Source organism: Roseicella sp. DB1501 (genome assembly GCF_013112485.1).
In the GTDB taxonomy this organism is placed as follows: domain Bacteria; phylum Pseudomonadota; class Alphaproteobacteria; order Acetobacterales; family Acetobacteraceae; genus Paracraurococcus.
Map to the genome: position 1 here is coordinate 32606 of NZ_JABFHG010000020.1, position 23875 is coordinate 56480.

At 71.7% G+C, this 23875-nt stretch carries 20 protein-coding genes; 6 read left to right on the forward strand and 14 right to left on the reverse strand.

Annotated elements, in window-relative coordinates; genetic code table 11:
- Nucleotides 1-34 precede the first annotated feature (34 nt).
- Complete coding sequence (locus HJG45_RS26150; protein WP_171616634.1) at nt 35-1576, forward strand: amidohydrolase family protein; 1542 nt, start codon at nt 35-37, stop codon at nt 1574-1576.
- A 15-nt stretch (nt 1577-1591) separates the two neighbouring features.
- Here the strand turns inward: HJG45_RS26150 and HJG45_RS26155 are convergent, their stop codons facing one another.
- Nucleotides 1592-2341 carry an SDR family oxidoreductase gene (locus HJG45_RS26155; protein ID WP_171616636.1) on the reverse strand — a complete coding sequence of 250 codons (750 nt, stop codon included), beginning with the start codon at nt 2339-2341 and terminating at the stop codon, nt 1592-1594.
- 6 nt (nt 2342-2347) lie between these two features.
- The gene (locus HJG45_RS26160) at nt 2348-3322 is read right to left on the reverse strand and encodes a tripartite tricarboxylate transporter substrate binding protein (protein WP_171616638.1); all 975 of its coding nucleotides are present in this window, start codon (nt 3320-3322) and stop codon (nt 2348-2350) included.
- A gap of 130 nt (nt 3323-3452) precedes the next feature.
- On the opposite strand from HJG45_RS26160, the gene HJG45_RS26165 reads away from it, so the two are divergent.
- Complete coding sequence (locus tag HJG45_RS26165; protein WP_171616640.1) at nt 3453-4790, forward strand: MmgE/PrpD family protein; 1338 nt, start codon at nt 3453-3455, stop codon at nt 4788-4790.
- A gap of 26 nt (nt 4791-4816) precedes the next feature.
- Here HJG45_RS26165 and HJG45_RS26170 read toward each other — a convergent pair whose 3' ends face one another.
- On the reverse strand, nt 4817-5368 hold the full coding sequence (locus HJG45_RS26170; RefSeq protein WP_171616642.1) for a carboxymuconolactone decarboxylase family protein: 552 nt from the start codon (nt 5366-5368) through the stop codon (nt 4817-4819).
- 127 nt (nt 5369-5495) lie between these two features.
- Nucleotides 5496-6503 carry an LLM class flavin-dependent oxidoreductase gene (locus tag HJG45_RS26175; RefSeq protein WP_171616644.1) on the reverse strand — a complete coding sequence of 336 codons (1008 nt, stop codon included), beginning with the start codon at nt 6501-6503 and terminating at the stop codon, nt 5496-5498.
- 155 nt (nt 6504-6658) lie between these two features.
- On the opposite strand from HJG45_RS26175, the gene HJG45_RS26180 reads away from it, so the two are divergent.
- On the forward strand, nt 6659-7417 hold the full coding sequence (locus HJG45_RS26180) for an SDR family NAD(P)-dependent oxidoreductase (protein ID WP_171616646.1): 759 nt from the start codon (nt 6659-6661) through the stop codon (nt 7415-7417).
- A 107-nt stretch (nt 7418-7524) separates the two neighbouring features.
- The gene (locus tag HJG45_RS26185) at nt 7525-9177 is read left to right on the forward strand and encodes an NAD(P)/FAD-dependent oxidoreductase (RefSeq protein ID WP_254452800.1); all 1653 of its coding nucleotides are present in this window, start codon (nt 7525-7527) and stop codon (nt 9175-9177) included.
- Nucleotides 9178-9342: 165 nt separating this feature from the next.
- On the opposite strand, the gene HJG45_RS26190 is transcribed toward HJG45_RS26185, so the two are convergent.
- Together HJG45_RS26190 and HJG45_RS26195 are read right to left on the reverse strand one after the other, a co-directional pair.
- Complete coding sequence (locus tag HJG45_RS26190) at nt 9343-9735, reverse strand: Zn-ribbon domain-containing OB-fold protein (protein ID WP_171616648.1); 393 nt, start codon at nt 9733-9735, stop codon at nt 9343-9345.
- Between the two features lie 5 nt (nt 9736-9740).
- A complete protein-coding gene (locus tag HJG45_RS26195; protein ID WP_171616650.1) occupies nt 9741-10907 on the reverse strand; it encodes a thiolase domain-containing protein in 1167 nt (388 codons plus the stop codon).
- A gap of 696 nt (nt 10908-11603) precedes the next feature.
- On the opposite strand from HJG45_RS26195, the gene HJG45_RS26200 reads away from it, so the two are divergent.
- Entirely contained in the window at nt 11604-12803 is a 1200-nt protein-coding gene (locus HJG45_RS26200; protein WP_171616652.1) for a fatty acid desaturase, read from the forward strand.
- An 88-nt stretch (nt 12804-12891) separates the two neighbouring features.
- On the opposite strand, the gene HJG45_RS26205 is transcribed toward HJG45_RS26200, so the two are convergent.
- The 4 genes from HJG45_RS26205 to HJG45_RS26220 form a co-directional block, all read right to left on the reverse strand.
- On the reverse strand, nt 12892-14244 hold the full coding sequence (locus tag HJG45_RS26205; protein WP_171616654.1) for a sensor histidine kinase KdpD: 1353 nt from the start codon (nt 14242-14244) through the stop codon (nt 12892-12894).
- Complete coding sequence (locus HJG45_RS26210; RefSeq protein ID WP_171616656.1) at nt 14244-15443, reverse strand: FIST N-terminal domain-containing protein; 1200 nt, start codon at nt 15441-15443, stop codon at nt 14244-14246. The genes HJG45_RS26205 and HJG45_RS26210 overlap by 1 nt, the downstream gene beginning before the upstream one ends.
- A gap of 58 nt (nt 15444-15501) precedes the next feature.
- A complete protein-coding gene (locus HJG45_RS26215; RefSeq protein WP_171616658.1) occupies nt 15502-17175 on the reverse strand; it encodes a response regulator in 1674 nt (557 codons plus the stop codon).
- 307 nt (nt 17176-17482) lie between these two features.
- The gene (locus tag HJG45_RS26220; RefSeq protein WP_171616660.1) at nt 17483-18358 is read right to left on the reverse strand and encodes an oxaloacetate decarboxylase; all 876 of its coding nucleotides are present in this window, start codon (nt 18356-18358) and stop codon (nt 17483-17485) included.
- Nucleotides 18359-18731: 373 nt separating this feature from the next.
- On the opposite strand from HJG45_RS26220, the gene HJG45_RS26225 reads away from it, so the two are divergent.
- Nucleotides 18732-19829, forward strand: coding sequence for an LLM class flavin-dependent oxidoreductase (locus HJG45_RS26225; RefSeq protein ID WP_171616662.1), 1098 nt, complete (start codon nt 18732-18734; stop codon nt 19827-19829).
- 33 nt (nt 19830-19862) lie between these two features.
- Here the strand turns inward: HJG45_RS26225 and HJG45_RS26230 are convergent, their stop codons facing one another.
- From HJG45_RS26230 to HJG45_RS26245, 4 genes are all read right to left on the reverse strand, one after another.
- Complete coding sequence (locus HJG45_RS26230) at nt 19863-20279, reverse strand: Zn-ribbon domain-containing OB-fold protein (protein ID WP_171616664.1); 417 nt, start codon at nt 20277-20279, stop codon at nt 19863-19865.
- A gap of 17 nt (nt 20280-20296) precedes the next feature.
- Nucleotides 20297-21454: a thiolase C-terminal domain-containing protein gene (locus HJG45_RS26235; RefSeq protein WP_171616666.1), complete on the reverse strand. Its 1158-nt coding sequence runs from the start codon at nt 21452-21454 to the stop codon at nt 20297-20299.
- A 248-nt stretch (nt 21455-21702) separates the two neighbouring features.
- Nucleotides 21703-22353, reverse strand: coding sequence for a hypothetical protein (locus HJG45_RS26240; protein ID WP_171616668.1), 651 nt, complete (start codon nt 22351-22353; stop codon nt 21703-21705).
- Nucleotides 22354-22606: 253 nt separating this feature from the next.
- Complete coding sequence (locus HJG45_RS26245) at nt 22607-23875, reverse strand: aminopeptidase (protein WP_254452802.1); 1269 nt, start codon at nt 23873-23875, stop codon at nt 22607-22609.

Here is a 23875-nt window from a genome sequence, read left to right on the forward strand (position 1 = left end):
CAACCCATCTGATCAGAACGAGGAGGAGAACGGCATGGCCGTGTCCCTGGTGCGCAGCCGCGCGATGATCACCCGCACCCTGTCCGCCACCGAGTGGGAGGAGATCCCGGACGGCGCGGTGCTGCAGGAGGACGGCATCATCACCGCCATCGGCACCTATGCCGATCTGCAGGCCCGGCATCCCGGCGTGCCGGTGATCGGCAGCGGGCGCGAGATCCTGCTGCCGGGCTTCGTCAACGGCCACCACCATGTCGGGCTGACGCCGGTGCAGCTCGGCTCGCCCGACATGCCGCTCGAGCTCTGGTTCGTCACTCGCATGGTGGCGCGCAACCTGAACCTCTATCTCGACACGCTCTACTCCGCCTTCGAGATGATCGCCTCCGGCATCACCACCGTGCAGCACATCCATGGCTGGATGCCGGGGACGCTGCCGGAGGTGGAGGCGCGCTCGAACGAGGTCATCCGCGCCTATGAGGATATCGGCATGCGGGTGTCCTACTGCTTCGCGCTGCGCGACCAGAACCGCCTCGTCTACCAGGCCGATGAGGAGTTCGTCGCCAGCCTGCCACAGGAGCTGCGCGGCCCGATGCAGCGCTGGTTCGAGCGCTTCCGCATGGGGCTGGAGGAAAGCCTCGACCTGTTCCGCAACCTGCATCGCGGGCATGCCGACAAGCGCCGCGTGAAGGTGCAGCTCGCCCCGGCCAACCTGCACTGGTGCTCGGATGCCGCACTGGCGGCGCTGGCCGATCTCTCCCGCACCCATGACGTGCCGATGCACATGCATCTGGTCGAGACCGCCTATCAGAAGGAATACGCCCATCGTCGCGGCGGCGGCACGGCGCTCGACTATATCGAGCGCTTCGGCATGCTCGGGCCGAACCTCACCCTCGGCCATGGCGTCTGGCTGAACGAGCGGGACATCGAGAAGGTGGCGGCGAGCGGCACCTGCATCTGCCACAACTGCTCCTCCAATTTCCGCCTGCGCTCCGGCGTCGCCGCCCTCAACCGCTTCGAGGCGATGGGGGTGAACACCGCCATCGGGCTGGACGAGGCCGGCATCAACGACGACCGCGACATGCTGCAGGAGATGCGGCTGGTGCTGCGGGCGCATCGCGTGCCCGGCATGGTGGAGAGCGAGGTGCCCGGCATGGCGCAGGTGCTCCGCATGGCGACGATCGGCGGCAGCCGCACCACGCCCTATCGCGAGACCCTCGGCACGCTGGAAGTGGGCAAGGGCGCCGACCTCTCCCTGGTCGACTGGCAGGCCGTCTCCTACCCCTTCCTCGACGAGCTGACCCCGACCCTCGACGCCGTCATCCAGCGCGCCAAGGCCAGCGCCGTCACCACGGTGATGTGCGACGGCGAGGTAATCTACAAGGACGGCACCTTCACCCGCGTCGACCGCGAGGGCGCGCTGAAGGCGCTGCATGACGACCTGGCGCGAGCACTCTCGGATGACGAGGTGGAGCGGCGCCAGCTCTCCAAGGCGCTGCTGCCGCATGCGCGACGCTTCTATGCCGACTACATCGACCCCTCGCGCCACGAGCCCTTCTACCGTCCAAGCTCGCGGGTCTAGGCCGGTGGCGCGGCCTTACAATGCGCGGATCCAGCCGCCATCCACGTCGAGGATGGCGCCCTGGATGTAGCCGGCCTCGGCGCTGGCGAGGAAGGCGACCGCCGCGGCGATCTCCTCCGGCTCGCCGAAGCGCGCGACGCCGGTGGCCCGGGCCAGCGCCGCGGCGGCGGCCGGCTCGTCCAGCCCCTGCTCGCGCATCACCGTGGCGATGCGGCCGGTCAGGCGGTCGGTGCGGATGCTTCCGGGATTGATGCAGTTCACCCGCACGCCGTCCCGCACGCCGCGATCGGCCAGCGCCTTGGTCAGGTTCATCAGCGCCGCATTCACCGAGCCGCCGATGGTGAAATCGGCGCTGGCGATCTTGCCGCCCGCCCCGGCGATATGCACCACGCTGCCCGCCGCCGCCTGCAGATGCGGCCAGGCGGCGCGGCTGAGCCGGACCGCGGCGAAGAATTTCCCGGCGAAGCTGTCCTGCCAGGCGGCATCGTCCAGCGCCAGGAAGTCGCCGCGCTGCGTCGCGCCGGCGCTGTTCACCAGCAGGTCGAGCCGGCCGAAATCCGCGACGGCCCGCGCCACCACGGCGGCCGGCGCCGCCGGGTCGCGCAGATCGGCGGTGAGACCGATCGCGCCCGGCACCGTGCAGCCGCCGCGCGCGACGCCGAGCACCTGCATCCCCTCCCCCACCAGGCGCTCGACAATTGCACGCCCAATGCCCTTGCTCGCGCCGCTGACCAGCGCCACCTTGCCCTGCAACCCGCGCTCCATGCTCGCCTACTCCGCCTTGATGCCGGCGCGCCGGATCACTGCCTCGGTGCGCTCGAGATCGGCGCGCAGGAAGGCGCCGAATTCTGCCGGCGTGCCGCCGACCACCTCGGCGCCGAGCTCCAGCAGCTTCGCCCGCCCCTCCGGCGTGCCGATGATGGCGAGGATCTCCCGGTTGAGGCGCGCCGCGATCTCCGGCGACAGGCCGGCCGGGCCGATCACCGCATACCATTCCGCGACCTCGAAGCCGGGGATCGCCGCCTCGGCGATGGTCGGCAGGCCGGGCGCATAGGCCTGCCGGTGCGCGGCCGTGACAGCGAGCGGCCGGACATCGCCGGCGCGGACGAAAGGCAGGGTCGAGCTGGCATTGCCGAACATGAGCTGCAACTGCCCGCCGACCAGATCGGCAAGCGCCGGCCCGCCGCCGCGATAGGGCACATGCACCATCTCGACGCCCGCTGCCTGCTCGAACATCACGCCCGAGAGATGCACCGAGGTGCCGATGCCGGGCGAGCCGTAGGAGAGCCGGCCGGGATGTGCCCTGGCATAGGCGATGAGCTCGCCGACGCTCGTCACCGGCAGCGCCTTGTTCACCACCAGGATGTTGGCGACATTCGCCAGGTGCAGGATCGGCGCGACATCCTGCACCGGGTGATAGGGCTGGCGCGTCAGCAGCGCCGCGGTGATGAGGGTGCTGATGGTGATGGCGATGGTATGGCCGTCGGGCGGCGAGCGCAGCGTCTCCACCACGCCGACCGCGCCGGCACCGCCGCTGCGGTTCTCGATCACCACATTCTGCCCGAGCGCGTTGGACAGCGGCGGGGCGATGAGGCGGGCCAGGATGTCGGTCGTGCCACCCGGCGGGAAGGGGATGACGAGGCGGATCGGCCGGGACGGCCAGGGGGCCTCGGGGCGCGCCGTCACGGCCGGCGCCGCCAGGCCTGGCATGGCCACAAGCGCGGCGATCAGGCCGCGTCGTCGCATGGGCATCCTCGTCCCTCCCCTCGCCCATTCATTCCATGCCCGCCCGCCGAGGCAAAGAGCCTGGGCAAAGGGATGGCGGCCAGCCGGCAATGGTCTATGCCGGACGGGTCCAGGACAGAGATCGCAGCGCATGCCCGACCCCACCGCCACCGAGGCGCTCGGCAGCTTCGTCGCCACCTCCCGCTGGGCCGAGATCCCGGACGGGCTGCGGCACGAGGCGAAGCGCGCCCTGCTGAACCATCTCGGCTGCGCCCTCGGCGTGGCGCGGGACCCGGCGGTGAAGACGGCGCTGCGGGTGATGCAGGGTCTCGGCGGCCGGGCCGAGGCGACGGTCTTCGGCCAGGGTGTGCGGCTCGACGTCATGGGCGCCGCCTTCGTCAACGCCGTCGCCGGCAACCTGCTCGACTATGACGACACGCATCTGGACACGGTGATCCACCCCGCCGCGCCGGTCGCGCCCCCGGCCCTGGCGCTGGCCGAGCAGCGCGGCCTTTCCGGCGCCGAGGCGCTGCACGCCATCCTGCTCGGCGGCGAGGTGGCCTGCCGCATCGGCCTGGCGGTCTCGCCGGGGCATTACGACCGGGGCTGGCACATCACCGCGACCTGCGGCGCCTTCGGCGCGGCGGCGGCCTGCGCCAGGCTGCTCGGGCTGAGCTGGCCGCAGGCGGCGTCGGCGATCGGCATCGCCAGCAGCGCGGCGGCGGGCACGGTGGAGAACCTGCCGACCGCGGCGAAGAATCTCGGCGTCGGCAACGCCGCGCGGCACGGGGTGCTCGCCGCGCTCTTCGCCGCCGAGGGCTGGCAGGCGGCGCCGCAAGCGATCGAGGGGCCGCTCGGCTGGGCCCGGGCCTCCGGCGACGCGCCCGACCTCGCCGCCATCACGGCAGGGATCGGGGAGCGCTGGGAGATCGCGCGCAACACCTACAAGCCTTATCCGGCCGGCATCGTCTTCCATGCGGTGATCGATGCCTGCCTGGAACTGCGCGCCCGGCTCGGCCTGGCGCCGGAGGCGATCGACAGCGTCACCGTGGCCGGCGACGCCCTGCTGCTGGCGCGCGGCGACCGGCCGGTGCGGAGCGCGCGCGACGCCCGGGTCAGCATCCACCATGCCGCGGCGCTCGGCCTGCTGCGCGGGCGCGCCGGCGTCGCCGAGTTCGAGGCGGCGGCCGTGGCGGACCCGGTGCTGGCCGCCTTCCGCGCGCGGGTGCGCGCGGTGCGGGACGAGACGCTGCCGCGCGGCGCGGCGCGCGTCACGCTGCGCCTCGTCGATGGCCGCAGCGAGGAAGCGGTGGTGCTGACGCCGCGCGGCAGCGAGGCACGACCGCTCAGCGATGCCGAGCTCGAGGCGAAATTCCACGAGAATGCCGCGCTCGGCGGCTGCGCCGGGCGTGCGGCGGCGCAGATCGCGGCGATCTGGGCGCTCGACACGGCGCCCGACCTCACCGCTCTCATGGCGCTGCTCGCCTGAGAGGTCCGTGGCGTCGTGAGAAGCGGCTAGCGCCAGGGCGCCCGGAAGGGTGGCGGCGGCGGCACCTGGAAGACGTTGAGCTGCATCGCCAGCAGGCTGTAATAGCCGACCAGCCCGGTGAGCTCGACCGTGCTCTTCTCGCCGAGCAGCGCAACCGCTGCCCGGTAGATCTCATCGCCGACCTGGCCGCTGCGCAACAGCTCGCGCACGAAGCCGACCACGACGTGGTCGGGCTCGGCATCGAAGGGGATCTCGGCCGCGCCGCGGCCGATGGCCGCGATCACCGCCTCCGGCACGCCCTGCTTCGCCGCGATCGGCGCATGCGCGTACCACTCGTACTCCGCCTTCCAGTGCTGCCCGACGCAGAGGATGGCGATCTCGCGCAGCCGCATCGGCACGCTGCACTCGTAGCGGATGAAGACGCCGAGCTGCTCGACCCGGGCGCAGAGCTCGGCGCTGCTGATCAGCGCCGTGAAGGGCCCGCCGACGCCACCCCGGGCGCCGGAGGCGATGCGGTCCCAGACCGCCTGCTGCGCCGGGTCGAGCGCGTCGCGGGTCGGGGTGGCGAGGCGGGGCATGGCTGTCTCCTCCTGGAACGGGTGGTTCTACCGGCCTGCCATCAAGTCTGGCTCGCAGCCGGCGGCGCGCCTGAACGGGCGTCACACCGCCAAGCCGCCGGCGACGGCGAGCATTGATGCGGCAACGTCACTGCGCGCCGGATCCGGCCGCGAAGGCCGGCATGACCTCGCGGGCGAAGGCGCGGAGCCGCCCGGGCGAGGCCTCGGGGTCGATGAGCAGGATATTCGTCGCCCCGACCGCCTCGAGCTGGCGCAGCCGGGCGATGATCTCCGCCGGCAGGCCGAGCAGCGGCGCGGTATCCTCCTCGACGCGGCGGGCGAGCGGCCCGCGCGCCAGGTCGCCGATCACGCCGAGCACCCGCCGGCGGGTCTCGTAGGCGGCCGGGCGCTCCGCCTCCTCGTGGATCATCTGCAGCGCCCGGGCAGTGCCGATCATCTCGGGGCGGAAGGCGCGTCCCGCCCGCCGGCATTCGGCACGGATCAGCGCGATCCGTTCGCCGATCTGCTCGATGGAGGCGAGCTGGTCGAGCAGCAGGTTATAGCCCTCGCGCGCCGCGCGGCGGATGCTCTCCCCGCTGCCGGCGGCGAGCCAGAGTGGCGGATGCGGGCGCTGCTGCGGCGCGGGCTCCACCAGCATGTTCTCGAAATGCCAGCGCCGGCCGTGATGGCTGAAGCGACCGCCGGCGGTCCAGGCCTTGCGGATCACCGCCATGGCCTCGTCGAAGCGCTCGCTCGCCTCCTCGATCGGGATGCAGAAGGCGTCGAACTCGGCGCGGCGGTAGCCCTTGCCGACGCCGAAATCGAAGCGCCCGCCGCTCAGCAGGTCGAGGGTCGCCGCCTGCTCGGCGATCAGCACCGGATTGTGCCAGGGCAGCACCACCACGGCGGTGCCGAGGCGAATCCGGCTGGTCCGGGCGGCGAGATAGGCCAGCAGGGTCATGGAGGCCGAGACCTGGCCCTGGCCGGTCGCGTGGTGCTCCACCATGAACATGTGCCGGAAGCCGAGGCGATCGGCCTCCATCACGTAGTCGATGAAGCTCTCATAGCCCTGGCTGTCGGCAAGGTCGGCGCCTGGCCCATGGCCTGACCGAACGCCTGTCCCGGTGCGGGCGCCGCCGAACAATCCGAACTGCATCCTGGCTCCCCATGATCGCGCGGCGCGCGCCGTTCCGTCCCGCCGGCATGGTGGGCAGGCGCGGCGCGGATGGGAAGGCCGGCCCGGACCCGGCAGGGGACCGTGGCAGGCCCGCGCCCGCATGGCATGCTCGATCTCCGGAAAGGGAGGGCGGCATGGCCGGGATCGGGAAGGTGGCGCTGCTGACCGGTGCCTCGCGGGGCATCGGCCGGGAGAGCGCGGAGGCGCTGGCGGCGAAGGGGTTGAGCCTGTTCCTCGTCGCCGAGGGGACGGAGGCGGAGCTGGCCGAGGCCGAGGCGGCCTGCCATCGCGCCGGGGCGCCGGAGGTCGCCACCGCCATGCTCGACCTCGCCGCGCCCGGGGCGGCGGAGGCCATGGTCGCGGCGGCCCTCGAGCGCTTCGGTCGGGTGGACGTGCTGGTGAACAATGCCGCGATCCGCTGCCGCAAGCCCTTCGGCAGCTTCACGCGGGAGGATGTCACGGCGCTGGTCTCGGTCAACTTCGCGGCCGCCTTCTTCGCCAGCCAGGCGGTGCTGCCGGCGATGCGGCGACAGGGCGGCGGCCGGATCATCCATGTCGCCAGCCAGGCGGGCCGCGTCGCTTTCGAGGACAACGCCCTCTACGGCAGCATGAAGGCGGCGCTGATCCAGCTCACCCGCAACATGGCCTATGAGCTGTCGAAGGACGGGATCGAGGTAAACTCCGTCAGCCCCGGCCCGATCGCCACCCAGTACAATATCGAGAGCTATGGCCGCATCCCGGGGCGGACCGAGCAGATGGCCGGGCGGGTGCCGCTCGGCCGGCTCGGCCAGCCGCGCGAGATCGCCGAGGTGATCGCCTTCCTGGCGACGGCCGAGGGGCATTTCATCCAGGGTCACGACCTGGTGGTGGATGGGGGCTACACGATCCAGTAGCCCGCCCCCCGATCGCCGCCCTGGGACAAGGTCGGGCGACCGTCCGGGGCTGCGCCCGCCGGCAGCGGCTGCTATCCTCCGCCCAAACGGACGGAGGCGACGATCCCATGCCCGATACCATGATGCAGCCCGCCCCGCGCGCCGGCGCGGCGGAATTCGATGCCATCGTCATCGGCGCCGGCTTTTCCGGCATGTACCAGCTCCACCTGCTGCGGGACCGGCTGGGGCTGAAAGTGCGGGTGCTGGAGCAGGGCGGCGGCGTTGGCGGCACCTGGTACTGGAACCGCTATCCCGGGGCCCGTTGCGATTCCGAGAGCCATTCCTACTGCTTCACCTTCTCCGAGGCGCTCTACAAGGAATGGGAATGGAGCGAGCGCTATCCCGGCCAGGCCGAGATCATGCGCTACATGAACTGGGTCGCCGACCGGCTGGACCTGAAGCGCGACATCGCCTTCGACACCCGCGTCACCGCCTGCCGCTACGACGCGGCGGCCAATCTCTGGGCGGTCGAGACGGCAACCGGGGAGCGGCTGACCGCGACCTGGCTGATCACCGCGGTCGGCTGCCTCTCCACCGCCAATGTGCCGAAGATCCCCGGCCTCGAGAGCTTCCAGGGGCGCTGGTACCATACCGGCCAATGGCCGCATGAGGGGGTGGACTTCACCGGCGCCCGGGTCGGGCAGATCGGCACCGGCTCCACAGGCATCCAGGCCGTGCCGGTGATCGCCGCCGAGGCGAAGCACCTCACCGTCTTCCAGCGCACCGCCAATTACAGCGTGCCGGCCCGCAACGGCCCGCTCGCGGCCGAGTTCAAGGCCTGGGTGCGGGAGAATTGGCAGTCGATCCGCGAGACGACGCAATCCACGCCGAACGGCCATCCCTTCATCATCGCCGACCGCTCCGCCTGGGACGTGACGGAGGCCGAGCGGCAGGCGATCTACGAGGCCGCCTGGGAGAAGGGCGGGCTGCAATTCCGCGCCGCCTTCCGCGACCTGCTGGTGGACAAGGCGGCGAACGACACCGCGGCCGCCTTCCTCAAGGCCAAGATCCGCGAGATCGTGCAGGATCCGGAGACGGCGGCGAAGCTCGCCGATATCGACCATCCCTATGCGGCGAAGCGGCCGCCGATCGACACCAATTATTTCGAGACCTTCAACCGCGACAATGTCGCGCTGGTCGATGTCCGCGCCAACCCGATCGAGCGCATCACGCCACGGGGCATCCAGTTGCGCGACGGCACCGAGCATGCGCTCGACATCATCGTCTTCGCCACCGGCTTCGACGCCATGACCGGGCCGCTGCTGCGGCTGAACATCACCGGCCGCGACGGGCTGCCGCTGGCCGAGGCCTGGGCGGCCGGGCCGTGCACCTATCTCGGCCTGCAGGTGGACGGCTTCCCCAACCTCTTCACCATCACCGGCCCGGGCAGCCCCTCGGTGCTCTGCAACATGCCGGTCTGCATCGAGCAGCATGCGGAGTGGATCGCCGACTGCATCGCGCATCTGCGCGAGCAGGGCATCGCCCGGATGGAGCCGGAGCCGGCGGCGGTCGAGCGCTGGGTGGCGCATGTGAACGAGGCGGCGAACGCGACGCTGCTGCCGCAGGCGGGGCATTCCTGGTATCTCGGCGCCAATGTGCCGGGCAAGCCACGGGTCTTCATGCCCTATGCCGGCGGCATGGCCCGCTATCGCGGCATCTGCGCCGAGGTCGCGGCCAAGGGCTATGAGGGCTTCCGGCTGGAGGCGCCGGCCACGGCCTGACTGTTCCCCGCGAAGCCGCTTCGCGGCTTCGCGGGGGCCCCATGGAGTCCCTCCTGTCCCGAGAGCCGTCACAGCCTGCCGCGGCGAAGCCGCGGCAGGGCATCGGGCAGCGACGGTTCCAGGGGGCGCTTCAAGGCGATGCCGGCCGCGCCGCCCCGCCTTCGCTCAGGCGGGCTTGAACTGTGGATAGGGCGGCCCGTCGCCCTGGGTCGGGCGCCAGGTCAGCGCCACCGCCTGGCCGATGGCCAGCGCATCGAAGTCGCAATCGACGATGTTGGTCATCATCGTCGGGCCTTCCTCCAGCGTGACATAGGCGACGGCGTAGACCTCGGGCGCGCGCTTCATGACGCTGACGCTGTAGATCTCGCCGCGGCCCGAGGCCTCCCGCCATTCCGTCTTCTCGCTCATGCAGAAGGGGCAGACGGCGCGCGGATACCAATGCGCCCTGCCGCAGGCGGTGCAGGCGCGCAGCAGGAAGCGGCCCTCGCGCGCGGCGGCCCAGAAAGGCTCGGTCTCGGGGTTGGTCAGCGGCGCGGGGATGGAACGCTCCTTGGCCATGCGGGTCACTCCCGTTCCATGATGAGGGTTGCCGCGCCGTGCCGGCTGCCGAGCAGCCCGCCGGTGCCATGCGCCAGGGCGAGGTCGCAATTCGGCACCTGGACCTTCGGATGCGCCTCGCCGCGGAGCTGCCGCACCGCCTCGATCACCTTGGTGATGCCGCCGCGATTGGCCGGATGGTTGTTGCAGAGCCCGCCGCCATCGGTGTTCCAGGGCAGCTTGCCGGTGCCGGAGATGAGGTTGCCGTCGGCGACGAACCTGCCGCCCTGGCCCTTCTCGCAGAAGCCGAGATCCTCGAGCTGGATCAGCACCGTGATGGTGAAGCTGTCGTAGACGCTGGCGTATTTGATGTCCTTCGGCGTGACGCCGGCCTCGGCGAAGGCGGCGGGCCCGCTGCGCACCGCGGCGGAATAGGTGAGGTCCACCGCCCCGCCCATCTGCCCCTTCATGCTCTCGCCGGCGCCGAGCACCTTCACCAGCGGCCGCTTCAGGCTATGGGCGATCTCGGGCGCCACCACGACCAGCGCGCCGCCACCATCGGAGACGACGCAGCAATCGAGCCGGTGCAACGGGGTTGCGATCAGCGGGCTGCCCACCACCTGTTCGACCGTGATCACGTCGCGCAGCATGGCGTGCTCGTTCCATTGCGCATGATGGCTGGCCGCCACCTTGATCCAGGCGAGCTGCTCGGCGGTGGTGCCGTACTGGTGCATGTGCCGCGCGGCGCACATGGCATAGGCGTTCACGGTGGCGACGCCGGTCGGGAATTCCCACTGCGTGTCCGGAGCATCGGCGCCGCGGACCCGTGGCACGGCGCCGGAATGCCCCTCGGAGCGCGGCCGGCCGGCGAGGGTGATCAGGGCCACCCGGCATTTGCCCATGGCGATCGCCTCGGCCGCATGCGCGACATGGGCGATGTAGGAGCAGCCGCCGACATCGGTGCTGTCGAGATGGCGCAAGGTCAGGTTCATGTAGTCGGCCATGGCCAGCGGCCCGAGGCCGGGCGCGTCGCCGGCGCAGAAATAGCCGTCCACATCTTCCTTGGTGAGACCGGCATCGCGCAGCGCGCCGAGCGCACATTCGGCGTGGAGCTGCGCCACGCTTTTGTCCCTGGCCAATCGCGTCGGGTGCTCGAAGGCCCCCGCGATATAGGCCTTGCCTTTGATCGTCATGGCCGCATCCCCTCCTTGCGCCGCATGGTGCGCGCATCCGGCCGGGAGGGCCAGCCGGGGCGGCGCGGTCGCCGGATCGGCCGATCGGTGGCAATCCGGGATGCCATGCCGCCTCGATTGCAGCGAGGACAGGGTTGAAAAATTTCAACCCGGATTTCTTATTGGCGCAGGCGCTCAATATTACGCCTCCTCAAATACAATCCGCCCACGACGCGGCCCGGATTGCCCCAGTAAGCAGCGGCCCCAGCGCACAGCCTCAAGCAAGCCTGGGCAATAAGGAAAGAAGAAACGCAGAGCTGTCGGAGACGGGATCATGCCGCTCGTCTGGACCAGATTGTAACGACCGGTTCCGTTGCGTCGACATGACGAGGTCTGCGGATATCACCGACTGCGCGGTTCGTGGCGCAGGCTTTCCATGAATTGCCACTTCAACGGCGATTTCCTCGCATTCTTGCGAAATCCAGCGGCGTATCTCGGGACGCCATGTGCGAGGGATGCCTCGTCGCAAATCCAATGCGCCCGCGGCGAATGCAACCTTGAGGTTCTGATCCGCTCAGATTGTCGCGGAATCAGGCATCGCTCTTCAAGGAGGAAAACGATACGCGATTGAACCTTGCAACAAATGATTGGGGTTTGTTGGTACTCGTTAGTGCGGCAGCGGCATTTGCGCCGCTGCCCCATGAACGGGAATGGAAAATGACGGCCCTCAATTCTTACACGAACTTCATCTCGACCGAGCAGCCCGGCGTCTCGGTCGCTGCCCCGCCGGATCCCCGGGTCCGCATGGCGGCGCGCCTGCCCCGCGCCCTGCAGCCCTTTCTCACCTGGTTGACCGCCAAGCCGGCACCGGGCGAGGCGGCGCCCGGCCGGTCCGCCACCACCTTCATCCTCGGCGCCCTGGCCTGGATCCTCAGCGGCGTCATCCTCGCGGCGCTGCCCCTCCTGCTCGCCGATCCGCCGCTGCTGGCCTGGCTGCTGCTGCCGGCCGGCTGGCTGGCGAGTTGCTGCGGCCTCGGCCTCTTTCAGGTCGTGGTGTTCCACCACTGCTCGCACGGGACCGTGCTGAGCACCCGCGCCGCCAACCGCCGCGTCGGCCGCCTGATCTCGGCGCTGCTGCTCTTCAAGCGTTTCGAGGACTATCAGCGCGAGCACATGCTGCACCACAGCCCGAACAAGCTGCTGACCGAGGAGGATGAGTTCGCCGATTTCGTCCTCGGCATGTGCGGCCTGGAGCCGGGTCTGCCGAAGCGCGTTCTGTGGCGCCGGGTCCTGTCCAACACCGCCTCGCCGGTCTTCCACTGGCGCTTCCTGCAGCGCCGGCTGCGCGCCAGCATGGTCACCGGCGACCGCCGCCATGATCTTGTCAGCCGCGGCTTCTGGCTCGGCGGCTTCGGCCTCGCCGCCGCGACCGGCACGCTGCCGGCCTTCCTGCTCGCCTGGGTGCTGCCGGTGACGGTGCTGCTGCAGGTGGCGACGGTCTTCCGCATCCTTTGCGAGCACCGCTTCCCCGAGCCGGAGACGATGCAGAAGCGCGACCGCAACTTCGTCTGCCACGCCACGGCCGGCGTCTTCCCCGGTGCCCTGCCGCCGGCCCAGCGCGCGAACACCCTGCCGGGCGCCCTCCGCTGGACGGCCTGGTGGGCGGAGATGCTGACCGTGCATCTCTTCGTGCGGCTCTTCGTGCTGGTCGGCGATGCGCCCTGCCACGACTTCCACCACCGCAAGCCGGCGACGCGCCGCTGGGCCGACTACATCCATGCCCGGCAGCAGGACCTGGAGGCGGGTTCGCCGGGCTTCCCCGCCGGCTATTTCGAGAATTGGGGGCTGTTCCAGGCGATCGACCACAACCTCGCCAGCCTGGCCGCGACGCCGCGGGAGGCGCTCGGCCGGCACTGACACTACGCCCGCCTGCTCCCCGGTGGCCGGGCTGGCCATCGCGGGAGCCGGCATGGCCGTCCGGGGCCCGCCGGCCTCGACTGATCGCCTAGTCCTCGCGCCGCAGCCGGACGCGTGCCGGCGGCAGGCTGACCGTCGCCGATGTCCCGAGGCCCGGCTGGCTCTCGATCAGCAGCTCGCCGCCATGCGCCTCGACCAGCCGCTTGGCGATCGGCAGGCCGAGGCCGGCGCCGCCGAAGCTGCGCACCGCGTTGTGGTCGAGCTGCTGGAAGGGCTCGAGCGCCCGCGGGATGTCCTCGGGCCGCATCCCGGCGCCGGTATCCCGCACCGTCACCGTCACCCCGCCCCCGGTGGCGCAGGCGGTGATGACCTCGACGATGCTGCCCGCCGGCGAGAACTTGACCGCATTGCCGAGCAGGTTGTGCAGGACCTGGCGGAAGCGCACCGGGTCGATGCAGAGCTCAAGCGCCGGATCGACCTCCGTCGCGGCGATCGCCACCTCACGGCTGCGGCTCTCGCCGGCCGCCACGGCAACCGTGTTGGCGATGACCTTGTCCGCCTGCAGCCATTCCGGCCGCAGGGAGGGCAGCACCTGCTCCAGATAGGAATAGTCGAGGATGCCGTCGGCCAGCTTCAGCAGGTAGTGCGCGGCATCGAGGATCATCTCGGTGTAGCGGCCGCGATCGGCCGGGCTCGGATCGTAGCGCGAGCCGGGGGCCATCATCTCGGAATAGCCGACGATGGCGTTCAGCGGCGTGCGGAGCTCGTGCGTGAGCGTGGCGAGGAAGCGCGCCCGCGCCGCGCTCGCCCGCTCCGCCGCGCTCTTCGCTCCGCGCAGCTCCATCTCCGCCTGCTTGCGGAGCATGATGTCGATATAGACCGAGAGGGCGCCCTCGATCAGCTCCTGGTCGCCCGCCTCGAAGGGCCGGCTGACATTGCTCTCCGAGCGGTTGCCGAGGATGAGGGCGCGGCCGGTCGGCTTGTCATAGGCCCAGAGCACGTAGGGCAGCCGCAGGATGCTGGTGAGCTCGTAGGCCAGCGGCTCGATCGGCGTGCGCGCCGTGGTGAAGAAGAACTCCGGCGGCGAGGGGATCGAGATCGGGTGGGAGGGAACCTCGACGCCGACGCCGATGGCATGGCTGATCCGGAAGCTCTCCCCATCCTCCTCGAGCAGCGCGGCGCCGTCGCACAGCGCGTTCTCGATGATCATCTCGAGCATCGGCGTGCCGATCTCGCCCGGCGTCAGCTCGCCATCCGCCAAGCGATAGGCCTCGCGAATGAGCTTGGCGACGGTGCGGCTGCGCCGCGCCTCGCGGAAGGTCTGGCTCTGCTCCTCCTGCAGGCGGAGCAGCCGGGCGCCGAGGTCGTTGCATTCCCGCCGGTAATAGGCCAGCTCGCGCTCGAGCTGGCCGATCATGATGTCCTGCGCGCCGTCCGACATCAGGCACGCCTCCGCAGCACCGTCAGCACGCCGGTCCAGTCGAGCGGCTTGCTGCGCCCCTCGGCGAAAGGCGCGATCTCGACGCCCGAATAGAAGCCGAGCAGCGGCACGCCGGGATCGAGCCCCATCTGCACCAGCGCCGCCTCCTCGACCGGGGCGCCGCTGCGGGCGCTGCCGCGGCCGGCGCAGTCGATGTAGAGGCCGAACAGCGCATCCGTGCGGGCCACCGCCCGGTTGATCTCCTCGACCCCGCGCCGCACCGATTCCAGCATCAGGGAATTGTCGCGGCTCATGATCTGCACCCGGGTCCCATGGGCGAAATCCTGCTCGAACAGCGTCACCGAGCCGGTTTCCGGATTGGCCCGCAGGATGAGCCGGTTGACATAGGCGTTCTCGTCATAGGGGGCGAAGGGATCTCCCTGCTTCTCGCCGAGCGTCGCGGTCAGCGTGAGCTCATGGCCGCGGGACCCGCCGAGTGGCAGGCCGAGCATCCGCTCGATGACGGTGAGCGCCGGGCGGCCGTCGAGCTCATAGACCTCGGCGCCGTCGATGCGGGTGATCTCCATGAAGGTGCTCACCGGCCGGCAGCCATGCATCACCGCCGTCTCGGCCCGGACCGAGGAGGGGAAGACCAGGGCGACCGCGGCGTGCTTGACCACCTCCTCGCCATCGAAGACCCAGCCGCCGGCGAGGTTCATGTCGGTCAGCAGCCCGCCGCCGATCAGGCAGACCGGCCGCCTGCCGAAGCCGGCATGGAAGCCGTCCACGATCACGCTCGCCGGATGCAGCCGGAGCGGGGAGGCCTGGGCGACGCTGTCGAAGAACAGCAGGACGACGTCATCGGCATTCGCCAGCTCGGCAACCCGCATGCCGAGCGCGGCGCCGCCGGCCCGCTCATCCGGCAGCAGCTCCCGCGTCGTCGCGCAGCGCGGCGTCACGGCGGGGTCGTGGAAGGCGATGATGCCCAGCTCGAAGCCGCTATAGCCGAAGCCCTCGCGCGCCACGGCGCCGGCGGCCGAGCCGCCATAGACCGGCACCGGGCCGAAGGCCTGCCGCAGGGCGCTGCGCACGACGAAAGGATCGTGCTTGCCGCCGCAGAAGACCAGCAGCATCTCCGGCCGGCCGGGCCCGAGAGCCGCGGCGCAGCTCCGCACCGCCATCCCCGGATCGGAGTGCTTGGCATAGGCGACCCTGATCACGCTGGCATCCTTCGGCGGCACGGCGGCCAGCCGGCGGCCGGACGCTTCGGGCCGCGGGTCATGGCATCGGCCCGGCGACCGGCGGCGTGGTGACCGGCGGCGTGGTGACCGGCGGCGTGGTGACCGGCGGCGTGGTGACCGGCGGCGTGGCCGTCAGCGCCGCCAGGCAATCGGCGAGCTCGGAGGGGGAAACCGGCTTGCGGAGCAGGGTGAAGCCGCCGCGGCGCGCCAGCGGCGCGAGATCGGCCATCTGGCCGGTGCCGGTCAGCAGCACGGCGATGAGGCCCGGGCGTCGCTCCCGCGCCGCCTGGATCAGCGCGGTGCCGTCCATGCCCGGCATGCTCAGATCGGAGATGAGGAGGTCGCAGGGCTTCCCCGCGGCCAGGTCGACCAGCGCCTGGCCGCTATCCTCGGCCTCCTGCACCTCCCAGCCCTCATGGCCGAGGCAATCGGCGAGGAAGCGGCGCATCATCGGCTGGTCATCCACCACCAGGACGCGTCGCCGCCGGCTGCCGCCCGATGCCGGCGCCGGCGCCGGCGGCCGCTGCTCGAGCCCGCAGGGGAGCCAGAGCGTCACCCGCGTTCCCTGGCCGGGCGCGCTGTCGATCCGCATCGCGCCGCCCGACTGCACCGCGAAGCCATCCGCCATGGAGAGGCCGAGGCCAGTGCCCTTGTCCCGCGGCTTGGTGGTGAAGAAGGGCTCGGCCGCGCGATGCAGGACCTCCCCGTCCATCCCGATGCCGGTATCGGCCACCCAGAGGCGCAGATACTGCCCGGGCGGCAAGGCCGGCCGGCGCGTCGATGGCGGCTCGTCGGCCGCCACCTCCTCCATCGCGGCGCCGAGGGTGACCGTGCCGCCCTCCGGCATGGCGTCCCGGGCATTGACCGCGAGGTTGATCAGCGTGGTCTCGAGCTGCGCGCGGTCGACGCGCAGCGACGGCAGGGCGCCGGGTGCATCGACGGCGATGCGCACCACCGGTCCGATGGCATTGGCGAGGATGGCGCGGAGGTTGCGCAGCAGCTCCGTCGGCTCGACCTCGCTCGCCCGCAGCTCCTCGCGCCGGGCGAAGGCGAGCATGCGGCGGGAGATGGCGGCGCCGCGCTCGGCCGCCTCGCGCAGCCCGGCGAGCAGCCCCGCCGAGCCCGGCCCGGCGGCGGCGATCGCCTTGCCGTGCCGCTTCTCGAGCAGCGCGATCCCGGCCAGGACCGCCGCCGAGGCATTGTTGAAATCATGCGCCACGCCGCCCGAGAGCTGCCCCAGCGCCTCCAGCTTCTGGGTGTGGCGCAGCCGGTCCTGCGCCGCCGAGCGCGCCGCCGCCTCGGCCGCGAGCTGGGCCGTCCGCTCCACCACGCGGCGTTCGAGCGTCGCGTTCAGCTCGCGTAGCGCCGCCTCGGCCTCCCGCGCCTCGGTGAGGTCGATGTTGCAGCCGATGAAGCCGACCAGCCGCCCGGCGGGATCGAGCTTCGGGGTCGCCTCGCAGCGGTGCCAGCGCGGCGTGCCGTCGAGCAGCCGCACCTCCACCTCGACCCGGAGGGCCGTCTTCCCACGTCTGGCCGCGGCGAGGGCGTTGCGGAAACGCGCCAGCTCGTCCGGCGCCAGGATCGCGGACCAGACATCGGCCGGCAGGGCCGCGGCGGCGAGGCCGAAGGCGGCCGCGAAGCGGCGGTTGACATAGGTGACCCGCCCGGCCGCATCGCCCAGCCAGATCAGCGCCGGCGCCTCATCCGCCACGCAGCCGGTCCCGGACCCGGTCCCGGATCCGACGGGGCCGCCCGCGCGCTCCCCCGGCCGTCGCCGGTGGTCATCCGGGCCGGCGCGACGACCACCAGGATCCGCCCGATGGTCGGCCTGGCCGGCGACAGGTCGCATAGACGCTCGCATCAATTGCCGTTGCCCGCATGAACGGCGCACGCCGCTCACCAAAACGGACGAACACCGATCCTCAGATTAGCATCGACAGTTTTGAGGTCCAAGCAATAGCGGCATGCCGAGCGAGATCGCCACGCTGGCCTGTCCGTGAGCGGCGGCGGAGCCGGGATCAGCCGCCGGGGGAGCCAACGGGGAGAAAAGGCGCGGCCTCGCGATCGTAGTCGCCATAGCCGAGCGCCGCCCGGAGCTCGGCCGGCGGCAGGGCGCTCTCTGCCTCCGCGGCGCCGGCCTGCAGCGCCGCCAGCCCGGCCCGCATGCCGGCGGCGGCCGGCGAGAGCATGGCGGTGGGATAGGTGCCGATCTTGAAGCCGAGCCGCTCGGCCTCGCTCCGCGAGGGGGTGGCGCGGGCCCCGCCCGGCGAGAGGACGGCGAAGGAGGGCCGCCCGCCCGTCGCCGCGACGGCGCGGCGGATCTCCGCCTCGTCGGCCGGGCTGTCGAGCAGGAAGATGTCGGCCCCCTCCGCGGCGAAGGCCTCGATCCGCGCCACCGCCTCGTCGATCCCCTGGGTCGGGCGGCAATCCGTGCGGGCCAGGACGAGGATGCCGGACTCCTTCGCCGCCTGCACCGCGGCGCGGATCTTCATCCGGGCCTCCTCCCGCGGCAGGCAGGGCTTGCCAGCGGCGGTGAGGGCGCGCGGCGTGATCTTGTCCTCGATCAGCACCGCCGCGGCGCCGGCGCGGCCATATTGCCGCACCGTCCGCTGCACGTTCATGGCGTTGCCGTAGCCGTGGTCGCCATCGGCGAGGATCAGCGTCTCCGGCGCCGCGTTGCGGACCATGGTGAAGCTGTCGAACATCTCGCCGAAGGAGACGAGGTCGAGATCCGGGCCGCCGAGGCGGCTCGCGGCGACGCAGGAGCCGGAGAGGAAGGCGGTGCGGAAGCCGGCGCCGGCGGCGAGCTTCGCGCTCAGCCCGTCCCAGACGGCGGGCATCACAACGAAGCCGGGCTCGGCGAGCAGGGCGCGCAGGCGTTCGGGCGGGGTCATGCGTCTCTCCTCATGCGCCCTCTCCCCCTGCGCGCCCCAGGATGCCTCCCTGGGCCTCGGGTCGGGCGTCTCCTGGCCGCGAGCATAGACCGCGGCGCCGATCCGGCCAGCGCCTCCCGCCCTCCCCCGGCGGTTGCCGGCACCGGACAAGGGCGATAGCGTCCCCTCATCTGGTGTCGCGCGGATCGTCGCCCCTGGGATTGCGGGCGGATCGACCAAGGGCCCGACCATGTCCCCGGCCCTGCCGTGAAGCTTCGTGCCCTGGCGCAGGGCGGTGCCCGCTCGCGGGCCCCGCCGCATGCCGGCCCGATCCGCGCCGCGCCGGCCATCGCGGCGCATCCGCCCGCGACAAGACGATCGGGAGAGAGACACCATGGATGTCGGGATGATGATGATCTTCTCCAGCTATGGCTGGGAAGGCTGCCCGGACGGCCAGGTCTGGGAGGAGGAGCTGCGCCTCGCCCGCATCGCGGCCGAGTCCGGCTTCGACTGCCTGTGGTCGGCCGAGCACCATTTCAACGACTACTCCTTCGTGCCCGACAACATCCAGCTCATGACCTATCTGGCGGCGGCCTGCCCGGGCATCGATGTCGGCACCGCCGCGGTCATCCTGCCCTGGCACGACCCGTTGCGCGTCGCCGAGAACGCCGCGGTGCTCGACCTGCTGAGCAAGGGGCGGCTCCGCTTCGGCATGGGCCGCGGCCTGGCGCGGCGCGAATTCGAGGCCTTCCGCGTCAGCATGGATGAATCGCGCGAGCGCTTCGACGAGGCGGCGCCGATGATCCTCGAGGCGCTGCGGACCGGCTTCATCGAGGGCAAGGGCAAGTTCTACAAGCAGCCCCGCACCGAGCTGCGCCCGCGGCCGCAGCACAGCTTCGACGGCCGCATCTATGCCGTGGCGTCCAGCGAGGATTCCGTCAATTCGGCCGCCAAGCTCGGCGCGCATATGGTGATGTTCGCCGACCGGCCCTGGGAGATGCGCCAGCCGGTGATCGAGCGCGGCCGCGCGCTGCACCGGCAATATCACGGCACCGAGCCGCCGACCCTGATGATGACCGAGTTCGTGATCTGCGGCACCGACCTCGCGCGCTGCGAGGAGGAGGCCTGGCGCTACCAGGGCAAATTCGTCGAGAGCAACTTCCATCACTACGAATTCCTGGGCGAGCACTTCGCCAGCGTGAAGGGCTACGACTCCTACCAGCAGAAGGCTGATCTGGCGCGCAAGGCCGGCGGGCTCGAAGGCGCGGTGAAGGGCTTCATGCAGGCGGCGAGCTGGGGCACGCCGGAGAAGATCCTGCGCGGGCTGGAGGCGCGGCGGACACTGCTCGGCGATTTCGAGCTGAACGTCTCCTTCCGCTTCGGCGGCACGCCCTATGACGTCGCCGAGCGGGGCCTGCGGCTCTTCGCCAAGGAGGTGCTGCCGGTGCTGAAATCCTGGGGCAAGGCGCCCACCGGCCAGGCGGCGGCCTGACGCCGCCGCGGGAGGGACCCCTGCCCTCCCGCCTCAGCCCCCGGCGAGGCGCAGCACCGGCAAGGCCTGCCCCTCGCCATTGTCCTCGATGCCGATGCGCAGCACCGCGCCAAGGCGGAGCGCCTCCGGTCCGGCATCGCGGAGCTGCGCGACCAGCCGCACGCCCTCCGGCAGATCGGCGGTGACGAGGGTATAGGGCAGCTCGGCGCGGAAGGCCGGATGGTAGGGATGGTGCGCGACCGTCCAGCCATGCACCCGCGCCTCGCCCGAGGCCGGCACCCAATCCGCCTCGAAGGAATGGCAGGCGTCGCAGAGCGGCCGAGGATAGTGGCGGATGCGGCCGCAGCCGGCGCAGCGCTGCAGCAGCAGCCGGCCTTCGGCGAGGCCGTCCCAGTAGGGCTTCGTCTCGGGCCCTGGCTCGGGCACGGGCTTCCGCGGCATCTCCGTCATCGCCCCAGCCATCCTCCTCAGCCCCGTGCCATGATGGCGACGGTGCCGTCGCCGAGATCGCCATAGCCGGTGACGAGGCCGAGCCGGGCCCCTTCGACCTGCGCCGCCCCCGCCTCGCCGCGGAGCTGCCGCACCAGCTCGATCACATGGTTCATGCCCGCCATGTGCGATTGCGAGAGCAGCCCGCCATGCGTGTTCACCGGCAGCCGCCCGCCGAGGCCGAGCGCGCCGCCCTCGACGAAAGCGCCCCCCTCCCCCTTGGCGCAGAAGCCGAGATCCTCGATCTGGCACAGCACGATATAGGTGAAGCAGTCGTAGATCTCGGCGACCTGGATATCGGCCGGCGTCACCCCGGCCATGGCGAAGGCGCGCGGCGCCGCCTTGGCGAGGCCGAGCCGCGTCATGTCGGGGCGCTGGGTGATGGCGCTTGGGCTGTCCGGATGCCCCTCCGCCACCCCGGTCACCAGCACCCGCGGCCGCGGCATGTCGCGGGCGATATCGGCCGCGCTCACCACCACCGCCGCGGCGCCGTCGCTCTCCAGGCTGCAATCGAGCAGCCGCAGCGGATCGGCGATCAGGCGCGAGGCCTGGTGGTCCTCGATGCTCATCGGCCGGGTCATGCTGGCATTGCCGTTGAGGATGGCGTGCCGGCGCGTGGTGACGGCGATCTCGGCGAGTTGGCGGCTGGTGGTGCCGTAGAGCTCCATGTGCCGCCGCGCCATGGGCGCGTAGTACTGCGCCGGAGCGAGGGCGCCGGCCGGCGCCTCGAACTCGCCGACGGTGCGGAATTGCGGCATCTGGTGGATGCGCGCGCCGATGCGGCTGCCGGTCCGCCCGGTGCGACCGAGCGGCAGCAGCACGTGCCGGCAGAGCCCGGCCGCGACCGCCGCCACGGCGCATTGCACCGCCGCCACCGCCCCGGCGCCGCCGAGCGGCGTGGTGGTGGAAAGGCGCAGATCGGGGATGCCGAGATTGGTGACGAAATCCTCGGCGACGGTGCCGCCGGTGCCCATCGGCAGGACGATGCCGTCGATCTCGCGCGGCGCCAGCCCGGCATCGGCGATGGCGGCGAGCGAGGCCTCGAGCTGCAGCCGCAGCACGCTGCGGCCGCCGGCATCGCGCCGGTAGTCGGTCTCGCCGATGCCGGTGACGGCGGCCTGGCCGGAGAGGCTCATGCCGGGATCGCCCGCCGCCCGCCATGGCGGCCCCTGGCCGGATACCGGGACATGGCGCGTTCCTCCTCCGCGGCCGCGGGTCGGGATGCCCGCGGGCCTTGCCGCAGGCGACCATGCGTCGCCGGAGTGGTCAAGCAGCGGGCAATGGCGCCTGTCGGAACCGTCGCGGCCCGTTGTCCCGTCGCGGCTTGGGCAGGAGGGACCCTATGCGGCCCCCAAGACGCCGCGAAGCGGTTTCGTGGGGTGTTCTAGAACAGCCCGGCCTGGTGGCGATGCAGCGGCGGCACCGGCTTGCGCCGCGGCAGGGCCGGGCCCGGCGGCGCGCCCGGCACATGCGGCGCCGGCCCGGCATAGCCGTCATCGGCGATCAGCCGCAGTTGCTCCGCCGCGCCGGCGCTGGCCGGCGGCAGCTCGAGCGGCACCGGCCAGAAGCACTCCACCCGCTCCTCGCCGCGCAGCGCCAGGAACACCACGCGATCGACGCGGCCGCCCTCGCCGGTCTCGACCGCGAAGCGGAAGACCAGCCCCTCGGCCGCCTCCTCGCCGAGGGCGAGGGAAAGCTGCTCGGATTCCGTCTCCTGCCGCCGCAGGGTGCGGTCGGTCGGGTCGTCGGCGGCGCCGCGATAGAAGCGCACCGGCACGCCCTGGCCGTTGCCGCCGATGACGAAGACGAAATGCGCGCTGTCGTCCAGCACCTCCAGCCAGGGATAGTCGCCGGATTCGGCGGCGCGGCGCAGCCGGTGGCGGCCGAAGGCGAAGGCGCGGCAGCCGACCGACCAGGGGTCGTCGCCGAGCTCGTAGCTCGCCATGGCCAGGGCGTCGCGCCGGGCGTTGGCCAGCATGCGGGCGCAGAGGCGGAGCCGCTCCTCGGTCAGGGCGGGGTGGAAGTCCCACGGCATGCGCGCGGGAGCTTGGGCGGCAGGCTGCGACTCGGCGGCGGGCTGCATGGGGCGAGCATAGCCCGAGTCGCGGCCCGCCGCAGCAGCCTATGCAGCACCGAGGCGGCCCGGTGACCGCCCCGCCCGCCGCTGCATCCTGTCGTCGTTGCCCGTTGCCCTGCTGCGGCCTTGCCGCGGCAGGCTGTGACGGCTCCCGGGTCCGGGGCGAACCCCGGGGCTCCGCGGCGGCGCGCCAGCGACGTCGTGGGGAAAGCTAGCGCACCCACTCGCCGCCGCGCATCAGCGGCTCCGCCCGCCCCTCGGCATCGAGCCCGTCCACCTCCGTCTCCGCCGAGCCGATCATCCAGTCGACATGGATCAGGCTGCGGTTGGCGCCGCGCGTCGCCAGCTCGGCCTCGGTCAGCTCCTTGTCGAGGAAGCATTTCGAATAGGCCTGGCCGAGCGCGATATGGCTCGCCGCATTCTCGTCGAAGAGCGTGTTGTAGAAGAGCAGCCCGCTCTGCGCGATAGGGTTGGAATGCGGCACCAGCGCCACCTCGCCGAGCTGCCGGGCGCCCTCGTCGGTGCCGATCATCCGCTCCAGCACCGGCAGGCCGGTGCGCGCCGTGGCGCTGGTGATGCGGCCAGCCTCGAAGCGCACGGCGATGTCCTGGATCAGCGTGCCCTGATAGGCGAGCGGCTTGGTCGCGGCGACGACACCTTCCACCCGCTCCTTGTGCGGCGTGGTGAAGACCTCCTCGGTCGGGATGTTGGGGTTGCCGGTGATGCCGTTCTTCGCGGTGGAGAGGCCGCCCATCCAGGCATGGCCATCGGCCAGGCCGACGCGGAGATCGGTGCCGGGGCCGCGGAAGTGCAGCGCCGCGTAGCGCCGCTCGTTCAGCCTCTCGCGGCGGGCCATCAGCGCCGCATTGTGCGCCGCCCAGTCGCCGACCGGATCGGGCCGGTCGGCGCGCGAGGCGGCGAGGATCGCGTCCCAGAGCCGCGCCATCGCCTCCGCCTCGGGCAGCTCCGGGAAGACCGCGGCGGCCCAGGCCGGGGTTGCGGCGGCGACCAGGGTCCAGTTGATGGCGGTTGCCGAGATCAACTCCAGCGCCGGGCGATAGGCCTTGGAGCGGGCGCGGTTGGCGCGCGCCACGCGGTCGGGATCCTGGCCGGCGAGCAGCGCCGGGTCGTCGCCGACGATCGCCAACCGCGCCGCGCCGTTGCGGAAGGCCGTTGCCATGCCGTCATAGAGCCAGCCGGCGGCGGTATCGAAGCTCTCCTCCCGCGCATGGCGGTAGCGCGCCAGCACCGCCTGGTCGTCGGCCAGCAGGGTCGTCACCAGCGAGGCGCCGGCGCGATAGGCCTGCTCGGTGATCCGGCGCGAGAGGTCGAGCGCCTCGACCGGCGCCGTCATCACCAGTTCCTGCCCCGGCGCCAGGTTCAGCCCGACGCGGATGGCGAGCTCCGCCAGCCGGTCCAGCCGCGCCGAGCGCGCCGCCGCCTGGTCCAGGCCGATATGGGTGTCCATGCTGCTTCGCAT

Excerpts from the sequence above, each read along its gene's own strand:
- HJG45_RS26150 (WP_171616634.1), top strand. The coding sequence starts at position 35 with ATGGCCGTGTCCCTGGTGCGCAGCCGCGCGATGATCACCCGCACCCTG.
- HJG45_RS26155 (WP_171616636.1), bottom strand. The coding sequence starts at position 2,341 with ATGGAGCGCGGGTTGCAGGGCAAGGTGGCGCTGGTCAGCGGCGCGAGC.
- HJG45_RS26160 (WP_171616638.1), bottom strand. The coding sequence starts at position 3,322 with ATGCGACGACGCGGCCTGATCGCCGCGCTTGTGGCCATGCCAGGCCTG.
- HJG45_RS26165 (WP_171616640.1), top strand. The coding sequence starts at position 3,453 with ATGCCCGACCCCACCGCCACCGAGGCGCTCGGCAGCTTCGTCGCCACC.
- HJG45_RS26170 (WP_171616642.1), bottom strand. The coding sequence starts at position 5,368 with ATGCCCCGCCTCGCCACCCCGACCCGCGACGCGCTCGACCCGGCGCAG.
- HJG45_RS26175 (WP_171616644.1), bottom strand. The coding sequence starts at position 6,503 with ATGCAGTTCGGATTGTTCGGCGGCGCCCGCACCGGGACAGGCGTTCGG.
- HJG45_RS26180 (WP_171616646.1), top strand. The coding sequence starts at position 6,659 with ATGGCCGGGATCGGGAAGGTGGCGCTGCTGACCGGTGCCTCGCGGGGC.
- HJG45_RS26185 (WP_254452800.1), top strand. The coding sequence starts at position 7,525 with ATGCCCGATACCATGATGCAGCCCGCCCCGCGCGCCGGCGCGGCGGAA.
- HJG45_RS26190 (WP_171616648.1), bottom strand. The coding sequence starts at position 9,735 with ATGGCCAAGGAGCGTTCCATCCCCGCGCCGCTGACCAACCCCGAGACC.
- HJG45_RS26195 (WP_171616650.1), bottom strand. The coding sequence starts at position 10,907 with ATGACGATCAAAGGCAAGGCCTATATCGCGGGGGCCTTCGAGCACCCG.
- HJG45_RS26200 (WP_171616652.1), top strand. The coding sequence starts at position 11,604 with ATGACGGCCCTCAATTCTTACACGAACTTCATCTCGACCGAGCAGCCC.
- HJG45_RS26205 (WP_171616654.1), bottom strand. The coding sequence starts at position 14,244 with ATGTCGGACGGCGCGCAGGACATCATGATCGGCCAGCTCGAGCGCGAG.
- HJG45_RS26220 (WP_171616660.1), bottom strand. The coding sequence starts at position 18,358 with ATGACCCCGCCCGAACGCCTGCGCGCCCTGCTCGCCGAGCCCGGCTTC.
- HJG45_RS26225 (WP_171616662.1), top strand. The coding sequence starts at position 18,732 with ATGGATGTCGGGATGATGATGATCTTCTCCAGCTATGGCTGGGAAGGC.
- HJG45_RS26230 (WP_171616664.1), bottom strand. The coding sequence starts at position 20,279 with ATGACGGAGATGCCGCGGAAGCCCGTGCCCGAGCCAGGGCCCGAGACG.
- HJG45_RS26235 (WP_171616666.1), bottom strand. The coding sequence starts at position 21,454 with ATGAGCCTCTCCGGCCAGGCCGCCGTCACCGGCATCGGCGAGACCGAC.
- HJG45_RS26240 (WP_171616668.1), bottom strand. The coding sequence starts at position 22,353 with ATGCCGTGGGACTTCCACCCCGCCCTGACCGAGGAGCGGCTCCGCCTC.
- HJG45_RS26245 (WP_254452802.1), bottom strand. The coding sequence starts at position 23,875 with ATGCGAAGCAGCATGGACACCCATATCGGCCTGGACCAGGCGGCGGCG.